The 19644-nt window shown below is 40.2% G+C and carries 21 protein-coding genes and 6 pseudogenes; 11 read left to right on the forward strand and 16 right to left on the reverse strand.

The window, feature by feature from the left end:
• Positions 1–8 precede the first annotated feature (8 nt).
• The 3 genes from PN838_RS08835 to PN838_RS08845 form a co-directional block, all read right to left on the reverse strand.
• Entirely contained in the window at positions 9–1139 is a 1131-nt protein-coding gene (locus PN838_RS08835; RefSeq protein ID WP_272180423.1) for a hypothetical protein, read from the reverse strand.
• Positions 1139–1528, reverse strand: a complete 390-nt coding sequence (locus PN838_RS08840; protein WP_272180424.1) for an SGNH/GDSL hydrolase family protein — start codon at positions 1526–1528, stop codon at positions 1139–1141. Before PN838_RS08840 ends, PN838_RS08835 begins: the two co-directional genes overlap by 1 nt.
• A 109-nt stretch (positions 1529–1637) precedes the next feature.
• Positions 1638–1799, reverse strand: a complete 162-nt coding sequence (locus PN838_RS08845; protein WP_272180425.1) for a hypothetical protein — start codon at positions 1797–1799, stop codon at positions 1638–1640.
• Positions 1800–1982: 183 nt separating this feature from the next.
• Between PN838_RS08845 and PN838_RS08850 the strand changes: the two are divergent.
• From PN838_RS08850 to PN838_RS08865, 4 genes and pseudogenes are all read left to right on the forward strand, one after another.
• Positions 1983–2237: pseudogene (locus PN838_RS08850) on the forward strand (carbamoyltransferase N-terminal domain-containing protein); the annotation flags it as partial.
• Between the two features lie 122 nt (positions 2238–2359).
• Positions 2360–2449: pseudogene (locus tag PN838_RS08855) on the forward strand (hypothetical protein); the annotation flags it as partial.
• A 19-nt stretch (positions 2450–2468) separates the two neighbouring features.
• On the forward strand, positions 2469–2999 hold the full coding sequence (locus PN838_RS08860; protein WP_272182549.1) for a carbamoyltransferase N-terminal domain-containing protein: 531 nt from the start codon (positions 2469–2471) through the stop codon (positions 2997–2999).
• Between the two features lie 34 nt (positions 3000–3033).
• Positions 3034–3768, forward strand: coding sequence for a carbamoyltransferase C-terminal domain-containing protein (locus PN838_RS08865; RefSeq protein WP_272180426.1), 735 nt, complete (start codon positions 3034–3036; stop codon positions 3766–3768).
• A 29-nt stretch (positions 3769–3797) separates the two neighbouring features.
• On the opposite strand, the gene PN838_RS08870 is transcribed toward PN838_RS08865, so the two are convergent.
• Positions 3798–4259 (reverse strand): hypothetical protein, encoded by a 462-nt coding sequence (locus tag PN838_RS08870; RefSeq protein ID WP_272180427.1) that lies wholly within the window; start codon positions 4257–4259, stop codon positions 3798–3800.
• Positions 4260–4316: 57 nt separating this feature from the next.
• Here PN838_RS08870 and PN838_RS08875 point away from each other — a divergent pair, with 57 nt between their 5' ends.
• Together PN838_RS08875 and PN838_RS08880 are read left to right on the forward strand one after the other, a co-directional pair.
• The gene (locus PN838_RS08875) at positions 4317–4715 is read left to right on the forward strand and encodes an SxtJ family membrane protein (protein ID WP_272180428.1); all 399 of its coding nucleotides are present in this window, start codon (positions 4317–4319) and stop codon (positions 4713–4715) included.
• A complete protein-coding gene (locus PN838_RS08880; protein WP_215963552.1) occupies positions 4715–4867 on the forward strand; it encodes a DUF5989 family protein in 153 nt (50 codons plus the stop codon). Before PN838_RS08875 ends, PN838_RS08880 begins: the two co-directional genes overlap by 1 nt.
• 173 nt (positions 4868–5040) lie before the next feature.
• Here the strand turns inward: PN838_RS08880 and PN838_RS08885 are convergent, their stop codons facing one another.
• From PN838_RS08885 to rpsP, 5 genes and pseudogenes are all read right to left on the reverse strand, one after another.
• Positions 5041–5514: a nuclear transport factor 2 family protein gene (locus tag PN838_RS08885; RefSeq protein WP_215963551.1), complete on the reverse strand. Its 474-nt coding sequence runs from the start codon at positions 5512–5514 to the stop codon at positions 5041–5043.
• Between the two features lie 730 nt (positions 5515–6244).
• Positions 6245–6598: pseudogene (gene rplS / locus PN838_RS08890) on the reverse strand (50S ribosomal protein L19); the annotation flags it as partial.
• A 29-nt stretch (positions 6599–6627) separates the two neighbouring features.
• Positions 6628–7355: pseudogene (gene trmD, locus PN838_RS08895) on the reverse strand (tRNA (guanosine(37)-N1)-methyltransferase TrmD).
• A gap of 64 nt (positions 7356–7419) precedes the next feature.
• Positions 7420–7956, reverse strand: a complete 537-nt coding sequence (gene rimM / locus PN838_RS08900; protein WP_215963548.1) for a ribosome maturation factor RimM — start codon at positions 7954–7956, stop codon at positions 7420–7422.
• A 20-nt stretch (positions 7957–7976) separates the two neighbouring features.
• Positions 7977–8240 carry a 30S ribosomal protein S16 gene (gene rpsP / locus PN838_RS08905; protein ID WP_272180429.1) on the reverse strand — a complete coding sequence of 88 codons (264 nt, stop codon included), beginning with the start codon at positions 8238–8240 and terminating at the stop codon, positions 7977–7979.
• 249 nt (positions 8241–8489) lie between these two features.
• Here rpsP and PN838_RS08910 point away from each other — a divergent pair, with 249 nt between their 5' ends.
• The 3 genes from PN838_RS08910 to PN838_RS08920 all read left to right on the forward strand — a co-directional run bounded on the left by PN838_RS08910 (position 8490) and on the right by PN838_RS08920 (position 10365).
• Positions 8490–9062: a sulfotransferase family protein gene (locus PN838_RS08910; protein WP_272180430.1), complete on the forward strand. Its 573-nt coding sequence runs from the start codon at positions 8490–8492 to the stop codon at positions 9060–9062.
• A 65-nt stretch (positions 9063–9127) separates the two neighbouring features.
• Positions 9128–9367 carry a hypothetical protein gene (locus PN838_RS08915; RefSeq protein ID WP_272180431.1) on the forward strand — a complete coding sequence of 80 codons (240 nt, stop codon included), beginning with the start codon at positions 9128–9130 and terminating at the stop codon, positions 9365–9367.
• Positions 9364–10365, forward strand: a complete 1002-nt coding sequence (locus PN838_RS08920; RefSeq protein WP_272180432.1) for an aspartyl/asparaginyl beta-hydroxylase domain-containing protein — start codon at positions 9364–9366, stop codon at positions 10363–10365. Before PN838_RS08915 ends, PN838_RS08920 begins: the two co-directional genes overlap by 4 nt.
• A gap of 169 nt (positions 10366–10534) precedes the next feature.
• On the opposite strand, the gene PN838_RS08925 is transcribed toward PN838_RS08920, so the two are convergent.
• The 3 genes and pseudogenes from PN838_RS08925 to ffh all read right to left on the reverse strand — a co-directional run bounded on the left by PN838_RS08925 (position 10535) and on the right by ffh (position 13408).
• Positions 10535–11281, reverse strand: coding sequence for a sulfotransferase family protein (locus tag PN838_RS08925; RefSeq protein WP_334313497.1), 747 nt, complete (start codon positions 11279–11281; stop codon positions 10535–10537).
• A 120-nt stretch (positions 11282–11401) separates the two neighbouring features.
• A complete protein-coding gene (locus PN838_RS08930) occupies positions 11402–11989 on the reverse strand; it encodes a tetratricopeptide repeat protein (protein WP_272180433.1) in 588 nt (195 codons plus the stop codon).
• Between the two features lie 51 nt (positions 11990–12040).
• Positions 12041–13408: pseudogene (gene ffh / locus PN838_RS08935) on the reverse strand (signal recognition particle protein).
• A gap of 342 nt (positions 13409–13750) precedes the next feature.
• On the opposite strand from ffh, the gene PN838_RS08940 reads away from it, so the two are divergent.
• Positions 13751–14467, forward strand: a complete 717-nt coding sequence (locus tag PN838_RS08940; RefSeq protein ID WP_215963542.1) for a cytochrome C assembly family protein — start codon at positions 13751–13753, stop codon at positions 14465–14467.
• Between the two features lie 73 nt (positions 14468–14540).
• Positions 14541–15819, forward strand: a pseudogene (locus PN838_RS08945) (HlyC/CorC family transporter).
• Between the two features lie 508 nt (positions 15820–16327).
• Here the strand turns inward: PN838_RS08945 and gshA are convergent.
• From gshA to PN838_RS08965, 4 genes are all read right to left on the reverse strand, one after another.
• Positions 16328–17902, reverse strand: coding sequence for a glutamate--cysteine ligase (gshA, locus tag PN838_RS08950; RefSeq protein WP_272180434.1), 1575 nt, complete (start codon positions 17900–17902; stop codon positions 16328–16330).
• Positions 17903–18021: 119 nt separating this feature from the next.
• Positions 18022–18747, reverse strand: coding sequence for a sulfotransferase family protein (locus PN838_RS08955; RefSeq protein WP_272180435.1), 726 nt, complete (start codon positions 18745–18747; stop codon positions 18022–18024).
• Positions 18708–19268, reverse strand: coding sequence for a tetratricopeptide repeat protein (locus tag PN838_RS08960; protein ID WP_272180436.1), 561 nt, complete (start codon positions 19266–19268; stop codon positions 18708–18710). Before PN838_RS08960 ends, PN838_RS08955 begins: the two co-directional genes overlap by 40 nt.
• Positions 19252–19617 carry a tetratricopeptide repeat protein gene (locus tag PN838_RS08965; protein WP_272180437.1) on the reverse strand — a complete coding sequence of 122 codons (366 nt, stop codon included), beginning with the start codon at positions 19615–19617 and terminating at the stop codon, positions 19252–19254. Before PN838_RS08965 ends, PN838_RS08960 begins: the two co-directional genes overlap by 17 nt.
• Between the last annotated feature and the right edge of the window lie 27 nt (positions 19618–19644).

The raw sequence follows: 19644 nt of genomic DNA on the forward strand, positions 1-19644 counted from the left end.
TTTTAGCCTTATTGCTTGTTCAACTTTTCCGATAAAAAATCCACTCTACTCGTATCTTTCAACTTTGCTTTCGCCTTAATTAACAAACTTAAACTGCTATCAAACTGCTTCAACAGAAAATAATTATGGGCTAGATTTAATATATAATTTTGATTATCTGGGTCCAACTTTAACGCTCGTCGTTGGTAAAATGTCGACATTGGTATGTCGCTAATTTGTCGGTAGATTAACGCTGCTTCATTTGCCGCAATTGGTGAGTTTATTAGCGCATCCGACAATACACCATATACTTTAGCTGCCTGTCCTAACTGTTTATTTGCTTTATAAATTGATATTAATTTCTTTTGTTGGGCTATCCAATCTATACCTTGTGCACGTTCGATTAAAAGGTAGTCTACTTCTGATTTTGGCGTGAACTCAGGTAGCGGCTCAAACTTTACTTTAAATGGATAATCGCTCTTTAATTGTTTAATTTTTAGTTGCGCCCATGCTTCATCAAATTCAGTTACTGGGACATCCAACCAAGCTTTTTGGCGTGTTACGGAAGTATATTCATCCCCAATTAAACCGGTATTTTTAATTGCCGTATAGAAACTTTCAGCCAGAATAAAATAACCTCTCAAAGTCGGATGTACATGTTCTAACATAAGTTGTTGATCAACGATCCCTAACCTCGAATCTTGCCGATACAACTGTTCTACATTAACTAGACTGACACCGTCTTCTGCAGCGAAGTCGCTGATGACTTGATTAAACGCACTCGGTGCCCTAAATCGAAGCTGATCGAGGTCTTTTGCTTTAATAAATTGCTCCAAAGCCTCATTGAATTTACGGTTATTAACAAATGATAATGCGGAAAGATAAGCTTTACTTGCATCATCATCGGTTTTATTTAACAAATGAATTTGCTCAGTGGATAAGTCACTCGACTTGACCGCTTGCTGCCAATCAACCTTCCCAATACTCGAAAACGGTGGCTGGTCCTGCTCATTACTGACTAAGTTCGCCAACAAAACGGGGATCTGTTGTGCTTTATACTTGCTCAGTATAACTTTCAAATTATCCCGAAATTGCTCAATACCTTTATGATATAGCGAACTGTCGTACGCGATATGTTGCCCCTTCGCTACTTTCGACATTAAAGAGCGAGATGGCTCATTGCCATCTTTGGATAATTCTCCATTCCACCATGTATACACAGTTTGAACGAGTTGATACAGTCGCAAGTCTTTAAGTAGCAAAATGCCAACGTTGCACTTCGCCCTCCTATAGCCGCAAATGTGGAGCCTACGCCCATTACGCCCAAATACTCATTATGTCCGGCGTAGATCAAAATAAGATCGGGCTCAATTTCGATAATCTCATCAACAAAATCCATCAAAGTATATGAGTTAACAGCAGCCATTGCGGTATTAATTACTTCAATATTTTTGTGAGGATACGTACGTTTAAATCGTTGCTCTAACATACCTTGCAGGGAGCCAAACCGGCCGTATGGGAATCCAGCTGCTGTACTTCCTCCTTGCACAACAATTCGAAAAGTAGTTTCAGCTTTGTTCTTTTGAAAGAATACGGTGTCAGGACTGACATTTGGAGCCGCATTTGGATTTGCAAAGTATCGTTGGATTATATTTGGGTTAGGTTGGAGATAGCCTTAGCATATCAGCACTTTCAACAAACAACGGAACGGTCTTACCAAACCCAAACGTTCGTAAACCAACTTCAGCCAATCCCAACAATACAAATGGAATAATGATCGCGATGAGATAAAAAACAGGCCGAGTCGTTCGTGTCGTCAAAAGGAAATACTACCAATTAATTCAATACATAGGTATGCAACGGTAGCGAATGAGGTCGATTGCCGCAAGGTAAAAGTGCTAGACTCATTAGTTAATACGAATGCATAAATTGCCAACTAAGACATCTATGACAAAAAAATTCTCGGTATCTCAGCTTATTATCACGACAGTGCTGCAGCGATTATCGAAGACGGTAAAATTATTGCTGCCGCGCAAGAAGAGCGTTTTTCCCGCAATAAGCATGACCCCAATTTTCCTGCACAAGCAATTCAATTTTGCCTAGATGACACTAATTGCAATTTAGAGCAATTAGACGCGATCATTTTTTATGACAAACCCTTACTTAAATTCGAGCGGTTATTAGAAACCTACTTTGCCAATGCTCCCTTTGGTATTCGTTCATTTATTCGCGCAATGCCTATTTGGTTAAAGGAGAAACTGTATTTAAAGAGCATTTTGCGTCGAGAATTGAGGAATTTGGCCGGATTGGATAAAAAGCCAAACTACCAACATTATTATTTAGCGAACATCATCTTTCACATGCTGGCTCAGCATTTTTTCCATCGCCATATGAAGAAGCGGCAGTTTTATGTTTGGATGGTGTTGGGGAATGGGCAACCTCAACAGCCTTAGTCAGGAAAAGAAAATAAACTGTCACCTATTTGGGAAATTCAATTCCCACATTCTCTTGGACTCCTCTATTCGGCATTTACCTACTACTGTGGATTTAGGGTTAATTCCGGAGAGTATAAACTAATGGGTTTGGCACCTTACGGTGAACCTGTTTACGTTGACAAAATTCTAGATAAACTTATCAATGTTCATGACGACGGCAGTTTCGACTTAGACATGTCTTACTTCGATTATGCCGTGGGCGATCGTATGACAAACAGTAAGTTCGATAAACTATTTGGCGGGCCCGCTCGTTTAAGTGACTCCGAAGTAAGCCAAAAAGAAATGGATTTAGCCCGTTCAATACAGGTTGTCACTGAGGAAATCGTTCTTAAAATTGCCAAACATTTATATACACTTGTGCCTTCAAAAAACCTTTGTTTAGCCGGTGGCGTCGCCCTAAATTGCGTTGCTAATGGTCGATTACTTAGAGATGGTCCTTATGAAAACATATGGATCCAACCGGCTGCGGGTGATGCCGGCGGCGCATTAGGTGCCGCATTAGTTGCCTTAGCACCATTATTTTGAGCAACCTCGATTAATTAACTCTTCGAACGACGCTATGTTTGGAAGCTATCTAGGGCCATCTTATTCAAATGAACAAATCAAAGCAGAAGTTGAAAACCAAAAGTTAGTTGCGAACAGTATAAGCAATGAATTTCTTTATGATCATGTTGCAAAATTAGTCGAGCAGGGAAATGTTATTGGTTGGTTCCAGGGGAGAATGGAATTTGGTCCGCGTGCCTTAGGTAACCGTTCTATTATTGGTGATCCGCGAAATGTAGCAATGCAGTCGACAATGAATTTAAAAATAAAATACAGAGAGTCTTTCCGCCCCTTTGCTCCCGCCGTATTAGCCACTGATGTCGCAAAATATTTTGACCACGATGTTGAAAGTCCCTATATGTTATTCGTCGCAAACATTAAAAGTGAGCTAAAGCTTAAAACCGACAACGCGCTATTTGGTATAGACAAACTAAATCAAAAACGTTCGACACTGCCGGCGATTACCCATGTGGACTACAGTGCCCGTATACAAACGGTTCATGAAGATACCAATCCAGAATTCCATAATTTGTTATCTTCATTTAAAGCAAAAACAGGATGTGGTGTATTGGTTAATACGTCATTTAATGTTCGTGGCGAACCACCTGTCTGCTCCCCAAAAGATGCTATTCGATGTTTTTTGGCTACAGAAATGGACTACTTGGTAATGAACAATTTTGTACTAGCTAAAACTGATCAGCCGCAGTCTGCAATAGATGTCGCTAAATCTATTAAATTTGATATGGATTAAACGATGTTTTCTCTGATGACAAATAAAACTCACTCATCCACCTTTGATAAATACGATTCGCCTCGGTGTAGCAGAATTAGGTTTAATCTTAAAAATAACGCAGACACATACATGAATTTGCCAGCAAATAACATGGACCCCCATGCAACCCCACCGGTAATTAACCCCGTAAATAACATGGACACCCACGCAAATTCGACGGTAATAAATAACGTTGACACCCATGCAAACCCGCCGGTAATTAACCCAGTAAATAACGTTGACACCCATGCAAACCCGCTGGTAATTAATCCAGTAAATAACATAGACACCCATGCAAGTTCGACGGTAATTAACCCAGTAAATAACGTTGACACCCATGCAAACCCGCCGGTAGTTAACCCCGTAAATAACGTTGACACCCATGCAAACCCGCCGGTAATTAATCCAGTAAATAACATGGACACCCATGCAAATTCGACGGTAATTAATGCCGCAAATAACTTGGACACCCATGATAATTATTTAACAGCCCTACCCATCTTTAGCAAAATAGAGGGAATGAATCTATGAATAGACCCGACTTAAATGAACTCAAGTCATTTGCATTGACAATGAGCTGGGCGTTTCCTGTCATATTTGGGGCGTTCCTGCCTTGGTTATTTTCCTATAACTGGCAACTTTGGCCTTTTGCTATCTCTGTTGTTTTAATGTCGTTGTACTTAGTCAAACCGAATCTTATTTATTACCCATTTAAATTTTGGAGTGTGATTGGTGGGGTAATGGGATGGATTAATACTCGAATTATTTTGAGTTTAAGCTTTTATATATTGATCGCGCCTTTAGGGGTCGTACTGCGCTATTTTGGAAAACTTCAATACAAATCAAAAATGCCAACGAATGCAACTTCAAATTATGTCAAACCTGAGGCAGAATCGAGTAAGAACAATTTGGAGAATCCGTTTTAATGATTGAATTTATAACTGACCTTTGGGCATTTTTAAAAGTCCGTAAAAAGATCTGGCTCATGCCTATCATTGTCATATTAAGTCTGCTTGGCGGGTTAGTAGTTGCAACACAGCAATCAGCTTTGGCAACCTTTATCTATACGTTATTCTAATTTAAAGGGAAACTTCCCTTTTTATTTTTGCCACTCTTTTTGAGCTTTGAGCAAGAGTAGGTTCTAAATAACTTTCCAACCATTTAAAATGATTGTTTTGTGAATTAATAAACTACACAAAATTCAAAACCAGTTTCTGCATTGAAAACAGCGCTATTTTAAGTTACTTGATATTATTCGTGATATTTTCGAATAACAGCGACTTTTCCATCTTCAATTTCAAGCACTTCCATCATAACCTGCGAATAGGCTATTTCCTGATTATTTTGCGGGTGGATTCCTTTTACGGAATTCTTGTACCTAATCGCGATTGCAGAGTGATTAAAGACAAATACATTTAACAATTCAGCTTTGTATTCTGTATGCGCGCCCATATAGAACGTCATGCCCTTTCTCATCGCTTGTTTGCCATCTGGTTGACGCGAATCGTCGGTGACATACGGAAGATGCGAATGACCAATATCATCTTTAAGCAAGGCTAAATAATCTTCTAGTGCTTCGGGAGTCGTACCGGGTAATTGAGTCTTTACCATAGTGTCGAAATAAGTTTGAGCAAATTTTTTCAAATCTAACTCTTTTGCATCCCCATGAGCAAAGACGGTGGTCGAGAATACAAAACATAAACTGACTAATAACCACTTTTTCATAAACTTTCCTATTTTAATGTTTTACCTATATTTGAAATTTTCGTTTAAAAACGTTTGTCTAAACAGCAATTTAGCACAAACATTATCCAACATAACAATATACCTCATTCCCTTTAAACTATTTTACTTAGAACTGAATAACTTTAGTATTTACAGTGATCTATGTAACCAAAAAATAGACTTAAAGATCACTGCATACTTGATTATCAATAAAATATAACGATTCACATCATATAGTACATAGAATTTAAGACTCACAGCTTAAATAAATTTGACGAGTTTCACCGTTTCCTTCCCATAACCGAAAAAATTCCAAAATAGCTTATTAGAGCTTAACACTTGAGAAACCTCCATAGCCAAACTAGAATTTCAATACTAGCGGTCACCAAGGGGCTTTTTACGTAGTCATTTTTTAAAACGTGTTTCTGATAACAAATGAATAGTGATCTATTATCTTAGAGCAAACGTTGCTCACCTAGCCCAACCATTTCTATCCAATCTGGCGCGACAGAGCCGTCTTTTTAGTTGAGTAAACTGGTGATCGCAACTGAATATTCTGCGCGGTGATGGATATAATACAAGTTAGACGTATTTAAAATGAAAGTCTGTAATCTTGGTTTAAATGCCAAGCATAAAAAAGGAGCACTATGTGCTCCTTTAATAATTAGCTTTTGCTGCGCCGCAATTGTTGCCACGCAGGTGCATCGGCTAAGAAGTTCTTATCTTTTTGCAACTTCTCTTTGATACGTGCTGATTTACCAGAACGCTCACGCATGTAGTAAAGTTTAGCGCGACGTACATCACCACGACGTTTAACTTCGATGCTTTCGATAACAGGGCTGTGCGTTTGGAATGTACGCTCAATACCTTCACCGTTAGAAATCTTACGAACTGTAAAAGCAGAATGTAGACCACGATTTTTCTTCGCTAGAACGAAACCTTCAAACGCCTGTAGACGTTCTTTAGCACCTTCTCTTACTTTAACTTTTACAACTACCGTGTCACCAGGGCCAAATGCCGGGACATCAGTTTTCATTTGCTCTTCTTCAAGAGCTTTAATGATATTTTGACTTACTTTGCTCATTATATTCTCACTTTTCTAGTTTCACTGTCCTACTTAGCTTCACATTTTGTTTCGTCGTGTTCGGTTTGGAACGCGGCTAACAACTTCTGCTGTTCGTCAGTCAGAGCTAGATGATTAATTAAATCTGGTCTTTTCAACCAAGTTCTTCCAAGCGATTGTTGTAATCGCCATTGACGGATTTTTTCATGATTACCGCTAAGTAACACGTCAGGTACCCGTTGACCATCCAGAACCTCTGGTCTGGTATAATGCGGACAATCTAGCAAACCATCTGCGAATGAATCTTGCTCTGCTGAGAGTTTATGTCCCAACACACTACAGGTATCATCCTCGACACTGCATCTATCAGTGTCATTGCCGGTAGTTCACCGCCGCTCAGAACAAAATCACCAATCGACCATTCTTCGTCAATTTCCGATTGAATAACTCGTTCATCTATTCCCTCGTATCGACCCGCAACCAACACTAATTTATTATGTTGGCTAAGCTGTTTTACGCCTTCATGGTCTAACTTTCGTCCCTGAGGAGAAAGATAAATCACTTTTGCCCCTTCACCAGCAGCCTGCTTTGCAGCATGAATTGCATCGGTCAAAGGTTGCACCATCATTAACATTCCTGGACCACCACCGTAAGGTCGGTCATCCACTGTACTGTGTCTGTCATGGGCAAAATCACGAGGATTCCACGCATTAAAGTCAATCGTACCGTTTTTAATGGCTCTACTAATTACCCCTTGTTGGGTAATGGCATCAAACATTTCTGGAAAAAGCGTTATTACGCCTAACCATAATTGACAATTCACGATCCTAAAACCATCAATGTCAAAAACCCGGATCCCAGTCCACCGTAATGGTGTTCTCTTCCTTGTTAACTGAAAGTATTACATCATCCTGGATGTATGGGATTAACCTTTCGGTTTTACCAAATGCGTCGGTCGGATTTGCATCCACTACAAGAACATCATTTGATCCCGTTTCCATAAGGCCAGATACTTTTCCTAAATCGTACCCTTTGTCGGTTTTTACTAACATGTCTTTTAAGTCACGCCAATAAAACTCGTCATCAGACAATTCAGGCAGTTGGTCGGCTGTTACATAAATTTCGCCATGAAGCCAAGCTTCAGCATCATTCATGTTGTCAACACCGTCAAACTTCGCAATCAAACCTTTGTTGTGTCGGCGCCACTCGGCAACCTTCACAAAACGATTACTGCCATTAAGCGTTACACGCCATGGTACGTAATCAAAGATCCCTTCAGGGACCTCAGTGTAGGCGTTAATCTTAAACCAGCCTTTGATGCCATATGATGCACCAATTTTTCCAACTAGAATGTATTCTTCGTTTTGAGACTGACTCATTTTATTACCTTCACTTTCTGCTAATAATCGTATTGATTAAGCCGCTTTTTTGCGTCTTTAACGATTTTAGCAACGCGATCAGAAACCTGCGCGCCAACACCAACCCAGTATTCGATACGATCTAAGTCAATGCGTACTTTCTCTTCTTGACCTGCTGCAATCGGGTTGAAGAAGCCAATTTTCTCGATGAAACGACCGTCACGTGAACGGCGGCTATCTGCAACTACGATTGAGTAGAATGGACGTTTTTTCGCGCCACCACGAGCTAAACGAATAGATACCATAATTTCCTCAATTATTACTTTTAGTTACGGCGAATTACTCGCCCCCTAGTTTGGACACCCCAAAAAGGTCGCGCAATTGTACGGATTTTGAGTTAAATTTCAAGTTGTAATTGACTATTAATAGCGGATTATCTTGTTAGGCAGATATCTAGCTTAGATCTTACTTAGAATGTGGCGATGTCTGGTTTTTTCGCGTATTTGATTATCATGGCATTTACTCATTTAAATGCGTGATAAATTATCTTTTATATGAACTTTGACCGACCCATCATCATACTTGCAGCACCTCGCTCCGGTAGCACACTGTTATTTGAAACCTTAATGGCGACAAAAAACCTTTATTCTATCGGTGGAGAAAGCCACGCCGTAATCGAACATATCCCTGAATTAAGCACAGTTGCAAACGGTTATATTTCCAATACATTGACCAAAAACCACGCGACTAGCGATGTAACGTCTTTATTGAAACAACGGTTCTCAATGGGTTTACGTGACCGAGAAGGACGACCGCCGAATAAACATCAGGCGGTTCGATTTTTAGAAAAGACCCCGAAAAATGCGTTGCGAGTCGAATTCTTAAATCACGTTTTTCCTGACGCTTTATTTATTCATTTAGTCCGTGACCCTTTACCGAACATCAGCAGTATAATAGAAGCATGGCAATCGGGCAGGTTTCGAACATATCCGCAACTGCTTAAGGGTTTAATGGCGAATGGTCGTTATTATTGCCAGACAATTGGCAGACCATGGTCGGTTCTCCGGTGGAAAAAATTGCGAGCTTCCAATGGCACGCCTGTAATCATTCAATTACAGAAAGTCTAAAAAATATTAGCGAAAATAGAAAAATAACAATTAATTACGCTGACCTACTCGCAAACCCGTTAGAGATGGTTAATCGACTCTTACAATTCTCCGGCCTCGTTTTAGACCAACATTTAGAGGCGAAGGTGACGCAACCCCTTGCAACATCGCGCTATACGGTTTCAAAACCTAACGAAGTAAAATGGCACAAACACGCTGACGACATTCTGCAATACGCGCCGCAACTCCAACCGTTAGTCAACAACGTAAATGAACATCTTATTGCCAGTGCTTCCAGCCAAATCAATTTGGATTTTAATCGATGAAATTGCCACACGAATTTACTCAACTCCCGATAACTTTTGATATTGAAGCTCTTCAAAAGGAAGTGACTCAGTTTTCAGAAAATGAATGGGTCGCACATCATGAAGGGTTTAAAGGGAATTCCGCTATTCCGTTGCTCAGTGTTCAAGGCGGTCAGAACAACTTGTTCTCAGGGCCTATTGCGCCCACTGTGGCATTAAAACGTTCGCCTTACTTACAACAGGTAATCGCATCATTTAATGAAATCGTTGGTCGGTCTCGCCTAATGCGTTTAGAAGCAGGTGCTGAAGTGCCTTTGCACAGTGACATTAACTACCATTGGTACGACCGAGTTAGGATCCATATCCCAATCGTTACTGACGAGCAGGTGATCTTCTATTGCGGCGACAAACAAGTCCATATGGCTGAGGGAGATGCTTGGATCTTCGATTCATGGAAAAACCACCGTGTTGTAAATGCTTCAGATAAAACGCGTGTCCATTTAGTTGTTGATATCAGCGGCTCATCACGATTTTGGAACTGGGTAAAACAAGGAATTAATATCGACCATTTGAGTCCTCTAGGTAAGGCGCTAGGCGAAGAGTTCATCCAAAAAGTAAGTCAATTTCCAACCCTACCGTTTGTTGAGGGGGCTCAAAGGCCAATTAGATGTGAACGGGTTAATACGCCAGTGGTAATGCGTCCAGAAGAAGTTAATCACATGATCACAGAATTGATAAGTGAAGTTAAATCGGTCGATGGCAATGAAATGAGCGCGATTGATACACTATCAGATCTTCTCGCATCGTTTTATCAAGATTGGCGTCAAATTTGGTCAATCTACGGCGAGGCTCAGGGTGGGTGGGACTATTATCATCAACTGCGCGACAGCACATTTCACAGTTGTCGCGAAACTGCCGAAACGCTTCAATTGACCAATGAAAGTCCATCAACAAAAATGCTTATCCATTGCCTAATTGACCCATGTTTCAATCCAGAAGTCGCACAGTTTAATCGTTAATTACGAATCATGCTCACGATATACGTGCTTCAAGTATGTTTGGAAACGATTTAAGGTGTTTTGGCTGACTAAGGATTTATCGGACTGCATTTATTAAGGTTATCTTTGGAGGGGAATAAAAGCAAAAGGCTCATTGGCTTCAGAAATAACTTAACGCTGGTGAATAAAGCTACATTGAGGTTGTGAAGAATGTCTCTACGTCCTCACAAAGCTTATCAAATGTGGCGACCTGTTGTGGGGTTAAGCATTCCTTATATTTTAATCCAGAGCCAATCGAGCGGCTATTTATAGGTTGGCGTACCTGTGACACACTTGGGGTCAATACTGCTCTTGTAGATTGATAGAAGGTTAAACACTGCGATTCAAACGGGAGTTCACAGTAAGCTAACATTCGTCTAATTTCAGCTTCAGGACATTCAACAAGCTTGGCATAGCTAACCAAATACACACCACGGCCATATGTCTGCTGCCAAAACTGACTTAAATGCAAATACCCCTGCCAATAAAAGCCGATATGATTTATATCATAAGAATAATGATGCCCGGCCGAGAAATACTGCTTATAAACACTAAGCGCATTATCCAGAGGATTTCTTACCACATTAATGACTTTGGCATTTGGGAATAACGTTTTAATTAACCCTATATGCATAAAATTATTAGGGTTCTTATCTATAAAAACGCCGGTATCATTAAGTGTATATTGCCTAGCCTGCTGTAAATAAGTCCGCCTAAGTGTGTCTAATTGCGCGTTTGTTAAACGGGAAATAGCTGACGGGTACCCACCGAGTTGTTGTATATCTATCGCAAGTCGTTCGATAAAGGGTAACTCATCTGTTGTATCAACCCATGAATGACTAGCCAATATCTGTTCCAATAAGGTCGAGCCCGAGCGCGGCATGCCGACAATAAAAATCGGTGCCTCAGTTGCTAATTCACCATTTGTTTTTTACTTTGAGTTTGCAAGTTTAGGCCTGACGCGTTACCGCGATTGAAGCTTTGTATTTGCTGACGAATTAAGTCCGCATAAGCATTGCTATGGAAAAGGGCGGTGTTTAGCGATAATGTGATTTGCCACACTTAACGCATCAAATGCCTTTTCAATATCACCTGCAGCTTCAAGCCCTTTGGCCAGAGCAAAGTTTAATAATGCCTGATTGCCTTCAGTACAAGGAGCATGCAGTAAGGATTCGATTTGCGACAATTCAGAACCTTGCAATTTACGGTCTTTCAAATCTGCCAACGACCAAAAGCCAACACCGACGTATTGAGGATACTCAGTGATAAGTTTATTGTAGCACTCAGCTGCGTATTCGCTATTGCCCAACGCTTTGTATAAATGACCCCGGTTTAGATCTAAAAACGGCAGCTGGCTACGATAGATTTCGCAGGCATCAAACGACTTAATAGCCCCGTCGGTATTACCAACCTGAACGCAATACTGAGCATGTTTTAATAGCCAGTTAGGTAAGTCTTTGTGTTTTAAGTCGGGGTTTAACGTGGATTGTAATGCAATTAATCTGTCGAGAATGTCAATTGCTGAAAAGTAATCTTCTTTTTGCTCAGCGAAACTCAGCTCATTTTGCAATGAGCTGTTCTGCTGTTTAAGAGACGATTTTGTCACTGTGTTCAGTGTTGTTTAAGGATAATTAAATTATTTTAAACGGGGAAACCGCTAAGGCATTTTTCCGCCCATAGCGCCACCCATACCACCGCCCATACCGCGCATCATCTTCATCAGACCGCCGCCTTTCATCTTCTTCATCATTTTTTGCATTTGCATGAATTGTTTTAAAAGACGATTTACATCTTGCACTTGAGTGCCGCTGCCGGCCGCAATACGACGTTTACGAGAGCCTTTGATTAAATCTGGGTACTGACGCTCTTTGCGTGTCATTGAATTGATAATAGCTTCCATTCGGAGAAACTCTTTATCATTCACTTGGTTTTTAACGGCATCTGGGATCTTGCCCATACCCGGCATTTTGTCCATTAATGACGACATGCCGCCCATGTTTTGCATTTGTGAAAGTTGGTCACGGAAATCTTCTAAATCGAAGCCCTTGCCTTTCATCACTTTTTTAGCGACTTTTTCTGCTTTTTCGCGGTCGATCTTAGATTCAATTTCTTCGACAAGGGATAAAACATCCCCCATCCCCAAAATCCGACTCGCAATACGTTCAGGATGGAAAGGTTCTAACGCATCAATCTTTTCACCCATACCGATAAACTTAATTGGTTTACCCGTAATGTGTCTAATTGATAGCGCAGCACCACCTCGTGCATCACCGTCTGCTTTCGTTAAAATAATACCGGTAAGCGGCAGTGCTTCATTAAATGACTTTGCAGTATTTGCGGCGTCTTGACCAGTCATGGCATCAACAACGAACAATGTCTCAATTGGGTTGATCGCGGCGTGTAGGTCTTTAATTTCCGTCATCATAGCTTCGTCAACAGCCAAACGTCCGGCGGTGTCGACTAACAAAACATCAAAGAATTTTCGTTTAGCGTGGTCAATAGCGCCATTAACAATGTCGATTGGTTTCTGTTCGATTGAACTTGGGAAAAACTCAACATCAACTTCGGCTGCTAACGTTTCAAGCTGCTTTATTGCCGCTGGACGATAAACGTCGGCGCTCACAACTAAAACAGACTTTTTCTTTTTCTCTTTTAAAAACTTCGCAAGTTTACCAACTGAAGTGGTTTTACCTGCACCTTGTAAACCGGCCATTAAAACAACAGCTGGCGGTTGAGCGGCAAGATTTAAATCTTCATTTTTCTCGCCCATGGCTTTTTCAAGTTCGCCCTGCACGATCTTAACAAAGACTTGGCTAGGCTGTTAGGCTCTTGCCAACATCTTCACCAACAGCTCGTTCTTTAACGGCTTTAACAAATTCACGAACCACTGGCAAAGCAACGTCGGCTTCTAACAACGCCATTCTAACTTCGCGTAGTGTGTCTTTAATGTTGTCTTCAGTCAGTCGGCCACGGCCGCTGATTTTTTCAACGACTCTGATAAACGTTCGGATAAATTGTTAAACATAGGGAACTTGTCGCTCTTAAATTATCTAAAAGGAATACGCACAATAAGTAGCGGATTATATACATGTGTAGACGTAAAATACAGAAATCAAGCTGCACTTCATGTGCATATATCCATGTTCGCGGAAAATAACGAATAAAAATGTGCAGATCGTGCCTTTAGGATGAGCCATTATGATATTTTATGGTAAAGTTCTCGCTCATAATTAATGTCATTAGATCATTGATAACAACTATAAGGAAAATAACGTGATGTCCATCGAGTTGGGATTGTTCCTATCTTGCCTCAGTATTCCTGTTCGCTGCGGGTTTATGTGCTAGAACACTAGTCGGTAAATCGAACATGAATTTTAAACTGTTATTTAGCGCTGCCTTAGTCGCCATATTGCTTCAACTTGTTACTGCCAAGCAACTTTTGTATGTTTCAGGTGGGATCCATCTATCTCTTGTTTCAATGTGTTTAATCATCAGTGCATTGATAAATATTGTGATCGTCATCCGCTCCTTGTCACATCTAAATACAATGCTGATGTTAGTTAGTTTCGGGTTTTCAGGCTTCCTAACGATATTACTGATGTTTGTACCTAATACATCGCTAGCCTATATAGGACCTGAGTTTACAGTATCGACCGCGACTCTTGTCCACATTCTACTGTCGGTTGCAGCCTATTGTATTCTTGTTATCGCATCACTTTATGCCATCCAATTTCGTTATATCGACTCAAAACTAAAAGCAAAAACACTTTCTCTACACAGTCATTTGCCCCCATTAAGTAGCGTTGAAGCCCAACACTTTAGATTAATGGCAATCGGATTAGTGCTACTGACTTTGGCACTTGTCACCGGGTTTACCTTTTTAGACAACATGTTTTCTAATCAATATGCTCACAAAACGGTATTGTCTATCGTCGCATGGGCCATCTTTTTAACACTAGCTATTGGTCACAAAGTATATGGATGGCGCGGAAACAACAGTGCTATTGCCACTATTGTTGCGGCTTTCATCTTAACTTTGGCCTATTTTGGCAGTCGATTTGTTCGAGAGATACTACTTAATTAGTCGTAGATCCCTTGACACTTAAGTGAATCGATCATACTTATATAATTCAATTAGCAACACAGGAAAATAATTTTTGGACGCCATATCTACGAGTACCCTGTTTATCGCACTTGCGGTACTCATTTTTATCTCCGCCTACTTTTCGAGTTCTGAAACAGGCTTAATGGCGATCAATAAATATCGTTTAAAACATTTAGAAAACCAAGGGCATAAAGGCGCGGTTCGTGTTTCTAAAATGATGGAACGTCCAGATCAGCTTATTGGTCTCATATTAATTGGGAACAACCTTGTTAATATCGGCGCATCATTTTTAGCTGCCGAAATTGGGCAACGACTTTACGGTGACGTAGGTTTAGCTGTAGCGGCGTTTGCACTTACATTTATCATTTTAATCTTTGCAGAAGTCACCCCTAAAACACTGGCTGCTTTGCACCCTGAAAAGGTTGCATTTCCGAGCTCAATTGTCCTGATCATTCTAATGAAGGTACTTTATCCATTTGTCCTAAGTGTTAACTATATAACCAATGGACTGCTTATTCTTTTGGGTATTAGTGCTAAAGACCGCGCTGAACATAGTTTAAGTACCGAAGAACTCCGAACCGTTGTAAATGAAAGCGGTGGGCTGTTACAAGACAATCACCAAAACATGTTGGTTAACCTACTAGATATCGAAAATATTAAAGCAGAAGACATCATGATCCCGCGTAATGAAATTTATGCGCTAGATATTAATGACGATTGGAAGGATATTTTAAAGGGGTTAACTAACTCGCAGCATACCCGCCTGTTGTTGTATCGGGATAACATAGATGATGCTGTCGGATTTATTCACGTACGTGACGCATTAAGATTATTGGCCAAAGAAGACTTTAGTAAAAATTCCTTATTACGTGCCGTTCGTGAGATTTACTTTACACCTGAAGGTACGTCGTTGTTTACTCTGTTACAAAAACTGCAACAGAATAAAGAACGAATTGGCTTAGTCGTAGACGAATATGGCGATATTCAAGGCTTATTTACCCTAGAAGATATTTTGGAAGAAATTGTAGGTGATTTTACTACTGGCATGACAGTTGATTCGAGTTTTGAACTTGAAGAACAGAAAGATGGAAGCTACGTTATCGATGGTAGTGCTTCAATTAGAGACATTAACAAAGATATGTCATGGTCATTGCCTACTGATGGTCCAAAAACGATTAACGGCCTTATTCTAGAGTATATGGAAGATATACCAGAACCTTGGCGTTTCGATTCAAATTGCAGATTACCCTATTGAAATTGTTGAGATAAAAGACAACAAGGTTTATCAAGCTAAGATTTATCCTCCACTTGAGGAAGGCGAAGAAACTTGATGGATATCACTCTTTGATACAGCTCTCAAATACCGCTCTTTAACCAAGTTGCAATTCAACTAGAGCATATGAAGCTCGCAGGCTTTACAGTTGGCTGCCTACCTCCCTTTAGGTAGGTAGTCTATTGATTTAGTTCGTAAATCCTCCAGCAGATAATGTTCTAATAAAAACTAAAACATACTGCCGCGCTTTAAAGCTGCAAATGTTCCAAAACTGGATCATATTTAATTAATGATAGATTGCTTAACATTTCGAAACATAGTGTTAAAACGTGATTGTCGAACACCCATTTAAAGCCTCGTCTAATCCAGGATTTACCCAAAACTAAAACCAAAACATTGTATTTCAATTGAAAGTTCAATATCGGCAAATAGTTAGCGTTGGCTTTTCTTCGCACTTGTAATATTTGGTGATGAGGGCAATAAAAATCGGGAGAGGTATTTACTAATCTGTTTGTAAAATCTAACCGAACATGGCCACTTCGAGCCATGTTCGAATCAAGTTAGTTTTAGCTATTTGTTTTAAAGTATTGTTCTAAAAATTCATCAAAACTAACGTTATCCGCAGCTTCAATTGCTTCTCTGTCAATTATAGACTGACGTCCTTTATCGACCATATATTGACGAGTAAAGGTATCTGCTGGTGTTTTGAGAATGGCGTCTTTGTAATATGCGGCCAATTCCATTCCGACCTTACCATTGTCTATTCCTCGCGTGAGTAACTCCGTCATTAATTTTCCAGACAAAGTTAAGTCGGGATTACTGGCCGTTTCACTAACGTTACTCACGGCCTTTGCGTATTCTTCACCACTGTAACTTTGATCTAACCATTTCGCGATTTCAGTAAAATCAACAAACATTGATTCTAACCATTTTTCTCGGCTTACGACTTGTCCATTTTGGCTAAGCGTAAGATCGTCACGACGGCCGTCAACTACAACTTTATCTTGATTTTCTTCGGCTTCAGCCTGTTGTTGGTCGGTTAAGATTTCTTGAGGCTCAAGTAAACAATATAAAAGGAAAACATCTAGAACACGCATCTGCTCCATTGTTATACCGTATGGTGAAAACGGATTAACATCTAACGCACGTAATTCAACATACATTACACCACGATTCTCTAATGCATCTGTCGGCTTTTCACCCGATTTAGCCACTTGTTTTGGTCTAACAGGCGCATACAGTTCATTTTCTATTTGAAGAATATTGTGATTTAGCTGCTTGTATTTTCCGTCAACTTTGACACCAATGTTTTTATATTGCTCAGACTCAGTATGAATGGCTTTACGAAGCTTTTCGATATATTGAGTCAATGAACCATATTCAATATTTAAAGCCGATTGAGCGCTATTCGTGTAACCGAGATCACTCATTCTTAACGACGTTGCATTTGGTAAGTAAATAGAACCTTTGCCAAACGTTTCGAATTCAAATTGGCTTTCGCGCCCACCTAAAAACGATTTACACATTGCAGGCGACGCGCCAAATAAATAGGTAACCACCCAGACAAAACGCTTAATATTGCGAACCATGTGCATATATTGCGCAGACTGGAAGTCTTTACTGTCACTTGTGTCGCCTAATAACTCTTGGTATTTTTGCCAAAATTCTTCTGGCAGCGAAAAATTGTAATGGATCCCAGCAATTGCCTGCATCATCGAACCGTAACGGTTTTTTAACCCTTGACGATATGTCGACTTCATTTGGGCCACATTAGACGTGCCATAGTGGGCGATTCGAATATCAGACTCATCACCGATAAAACACGGCATACTCATAGGCCATAACATTTCTGAGCCTATGTTTTCGAGTACAAATTTGTGCACGTCTTGGAGTTGATTAAACGTTTCTTGAATGCTGTTAGATGGCGGCGTAATAAGCTCCATCAAGGATTCAGAATAATCCGTTGTGATATAAGGATGAGTAAGTGACGCACCTAATGCTTGCGGGTGGTCTAGCTGAGATAGTTTGCCCTCAGGGGTAATTCGTAAACCTTCACGCTCTATACCACGTTTAATATTTTTAATCGCGGTGGAGAACTCAGCAGTCTTAAGCTGCTCTAACTTGTCATGTACTGTTGTCAAAATACAACCTTTCCTTAAAAGCGGACGTGCGCACTAGAAGATGTGTATGGAGTCATCTTAGCCAAATTTAAAGGTATTGCCCGATAAATATTCACTAAACCCGATCATTTGCTTGTAAATCAATCGAGTTTTATCCCCTGTGATATAACTTCGTTATAAGCAGGTTGTAAAAACGACCGATATTTTAGCCACTGCCCTAAGGAGCTTGTGCTAATTTTAGACCGCACTTGCACCGAGCTTGCCGTGGCAACAGCTGACTTGTTGTTCGTTATCTCTAACATCTTGCTGTCATATACTAGACCGCAAAACTCAACAAATTCTTTCCCAATTATTTCGGGTTGTTGTACAAAATCGTCGTAGCGAACAATTTTAAACTGATCTGGAAAAGCGGTTTGCCAAAACTCCGCTAAACGAACAAATTCACAATAATATTTAGCGGTATCAACTTGGCTAAAAGCGTAGTTATAATATGAGTCTGTGAGCGAAAACAGTTGTTTGTAATTACCCCATATCGTGTCCATTGGGTTACGAATAACACAAACAATTTTCGCGGTAGGAATTGCACCAATAATAAAACCGGCATTTAGGACATTTAGCGGCATTTTATCAACAAATCGTGAGGCACCTTTAACGATATTTTTAACGCATTGTCGATAAAGTTCGCCAATTTCTGACAAATCCGAGGTTATCGCTGCCTTAATTGTCGCGGGGTCCAAAATATATTGGCTGGATGTTTTGGCAATTCGCTTAATAGCAATTGCAAACTCCTGCAACTCACCCGCAGACTTAACTATGTTGTTATTTGTTAACACTCGTTCAATAAGCGTCGTACCAGAGCGCGGCATGCCAGTGACAAATATAGGAGCAAAATCAAGATCAGTGTTGGTCTTTTGTTTTTACTATTATTGCGATTAATCTCCTTAATCAATTCTTCCGTAAAGCATGTTTTTAATGTCTCAAAAATCAATTGGTCTTGAGAAAACTGGTAGTTTAGCGACTTGGCTTTTTCACCTTTAGCAATCTCGAGTTGCGAAAAGGCAGCACCGAATTCATCGACACTCCCTAACTCCCGCGCTAACGCATGGGCAATATGCAGTTTGGAATTAACGCTTGTCAGTTTAGGTAATAAAGCTTGCAGACGGTCAATGTGATTGTGCTCTTTGTCCGTACCGCCTAAATGACTCAAAGATGAATGAGCTTGATAAAAAGTCGGCTCTAACTTGATAGCTAGCTCATAAGAATTTCGTGCGTCATCAAACAGGCCAGCAAAGGTTTGCGACGACCCTAAATTATAATAAAAAGACGCGTCAGGCTTAAGCTTTATCGCGCGTTTGAAATATTCTATCGCCTTAGTCGTGATCGCCAATCCGTGACAACGCAACGCCAATCGTATCAATCGTTAATGCATTATCTAAGGTGAATTGTTGAACTTGAGAAATCGCCTCATGCGTTTTGTTACTATCTCCAATCAGCGCATAACACCTAGCTAAGTGCGCAAAGTATTCTGCGCATGGATGCATCTGCGCGGCTTTTGACATCAATGCTACGGCCTTTGTATAAGTGCCAAGTTCAGCTTCAATTACCCCCAACAAAAAATAGCCATCATAAAAACTGTGATTGTTGTTCAAGATTTGAATTAAAGCACGTTGGGCTACATCAAATTGCTTTTTGTTAATCGCTTGTATCGCGGTTTGGTGTAAGTGTTTTTCTGACATTGATTATCTTTTTGTATTTCAATTTAA

This window comes from Psychrosphaera algicola (assembly GCF_028401425.1).
Lineage (GTDB): Bacteria > Pseudomonadota > Gammaproteobacteria > Enterobacterales > Alteromonadaceae > Psychrosphaera > Psychrosphaera algicola.

Bases quoted from the DNA above. Each gene is read 5' to 3' on its own strand.
- PN838_RS08940 (WP_215963542.1), top strand. From the start codon at position 13,751: ATGAATTTTAAACTGTTATTTAGCGCTGCCTTAGTCGCCATATTGCTT.
- PN838_RS08835 (WP_272180423.1), bottom strand. From the start codon at position 1,139: ATGTCGAAAGTAGCGAAGGGGCAACATATCGCGTACGACAGTTCGCTA.
- PN838_RS08910 (WP_272180430.1), top strand. From the start codon at position 8,490: ATGAACTTTGACCGACCCATCATCATACTTGCAGCACCTCGCTCCGGT.
- PN838_RS08880 (WP_215963552.1), top strand. From the start codon at position 4,715: ATGATTGAATTTATAACTGACCTTTGGGCATTTTTAAAAGTCCGTAAA.
- PN838_RS08865 (WP_272180426.1), top strand. From the start codon at position 3,034: ATGTTTGGAAGCTATCTAGGGCCATCTTATTCAAATGAACAAATCAAA.
- PN838_RS08885 (WP_215963551.1), bottom strand. From the start codon at position 5,514: ATGAAAAAGTGGTTATTAGTCAGTTTATGTTTTGTATTCTCGACCACC.
- PN838_RS08875 (WP_272180428.1), top strand. From the start codon at position 4,317: ATGAATAGACCCGACTTAAATGAACTCAAGTCATTTGCATTGACAATG.
- PN838_RS08965 (WP_272180437.1), bottom strand. From the start codon at position 19,617: ATGTCAGAAAAACACTTACACCAAACCGCGATACAAGCGATTAACAAA.
- PN838_RS08955 (WP_272180435.1), bottom strand. From the start codon at position 18,747: ATGCCGCGCTCTGGTACGACGCTTATTGAACGAGTGTTAACAAATAAC.
- rimM (WP_215963548.1), bottom strand. From the start codon at position 7,956: ATGAGTCAGTCTCAAAACGAAGAATACATTCTAGTTGGAAAAATTGGT.
- rpsP (WP_272180429.1), bottom strand. From the start codon at position 8,240: ATGGTATCTATTCGTTTAGCTCGTGGTGGCGCGAAAAAACGTCCATTC.
- PN838_RS08915 (WP_272180431.1), top strand. From the start codon at position 9,128: ATGGTTAATCGACTCTTACAATTCTCCGGCCTCGTTTTAGACCAACAT.
- PN838_RS08920 (WP_272180432.1), top strand. From the start codon at position 9,364: ATGAAATTGCCACACGAATTTACTCAACTCCCGATAACTTTTGATATT.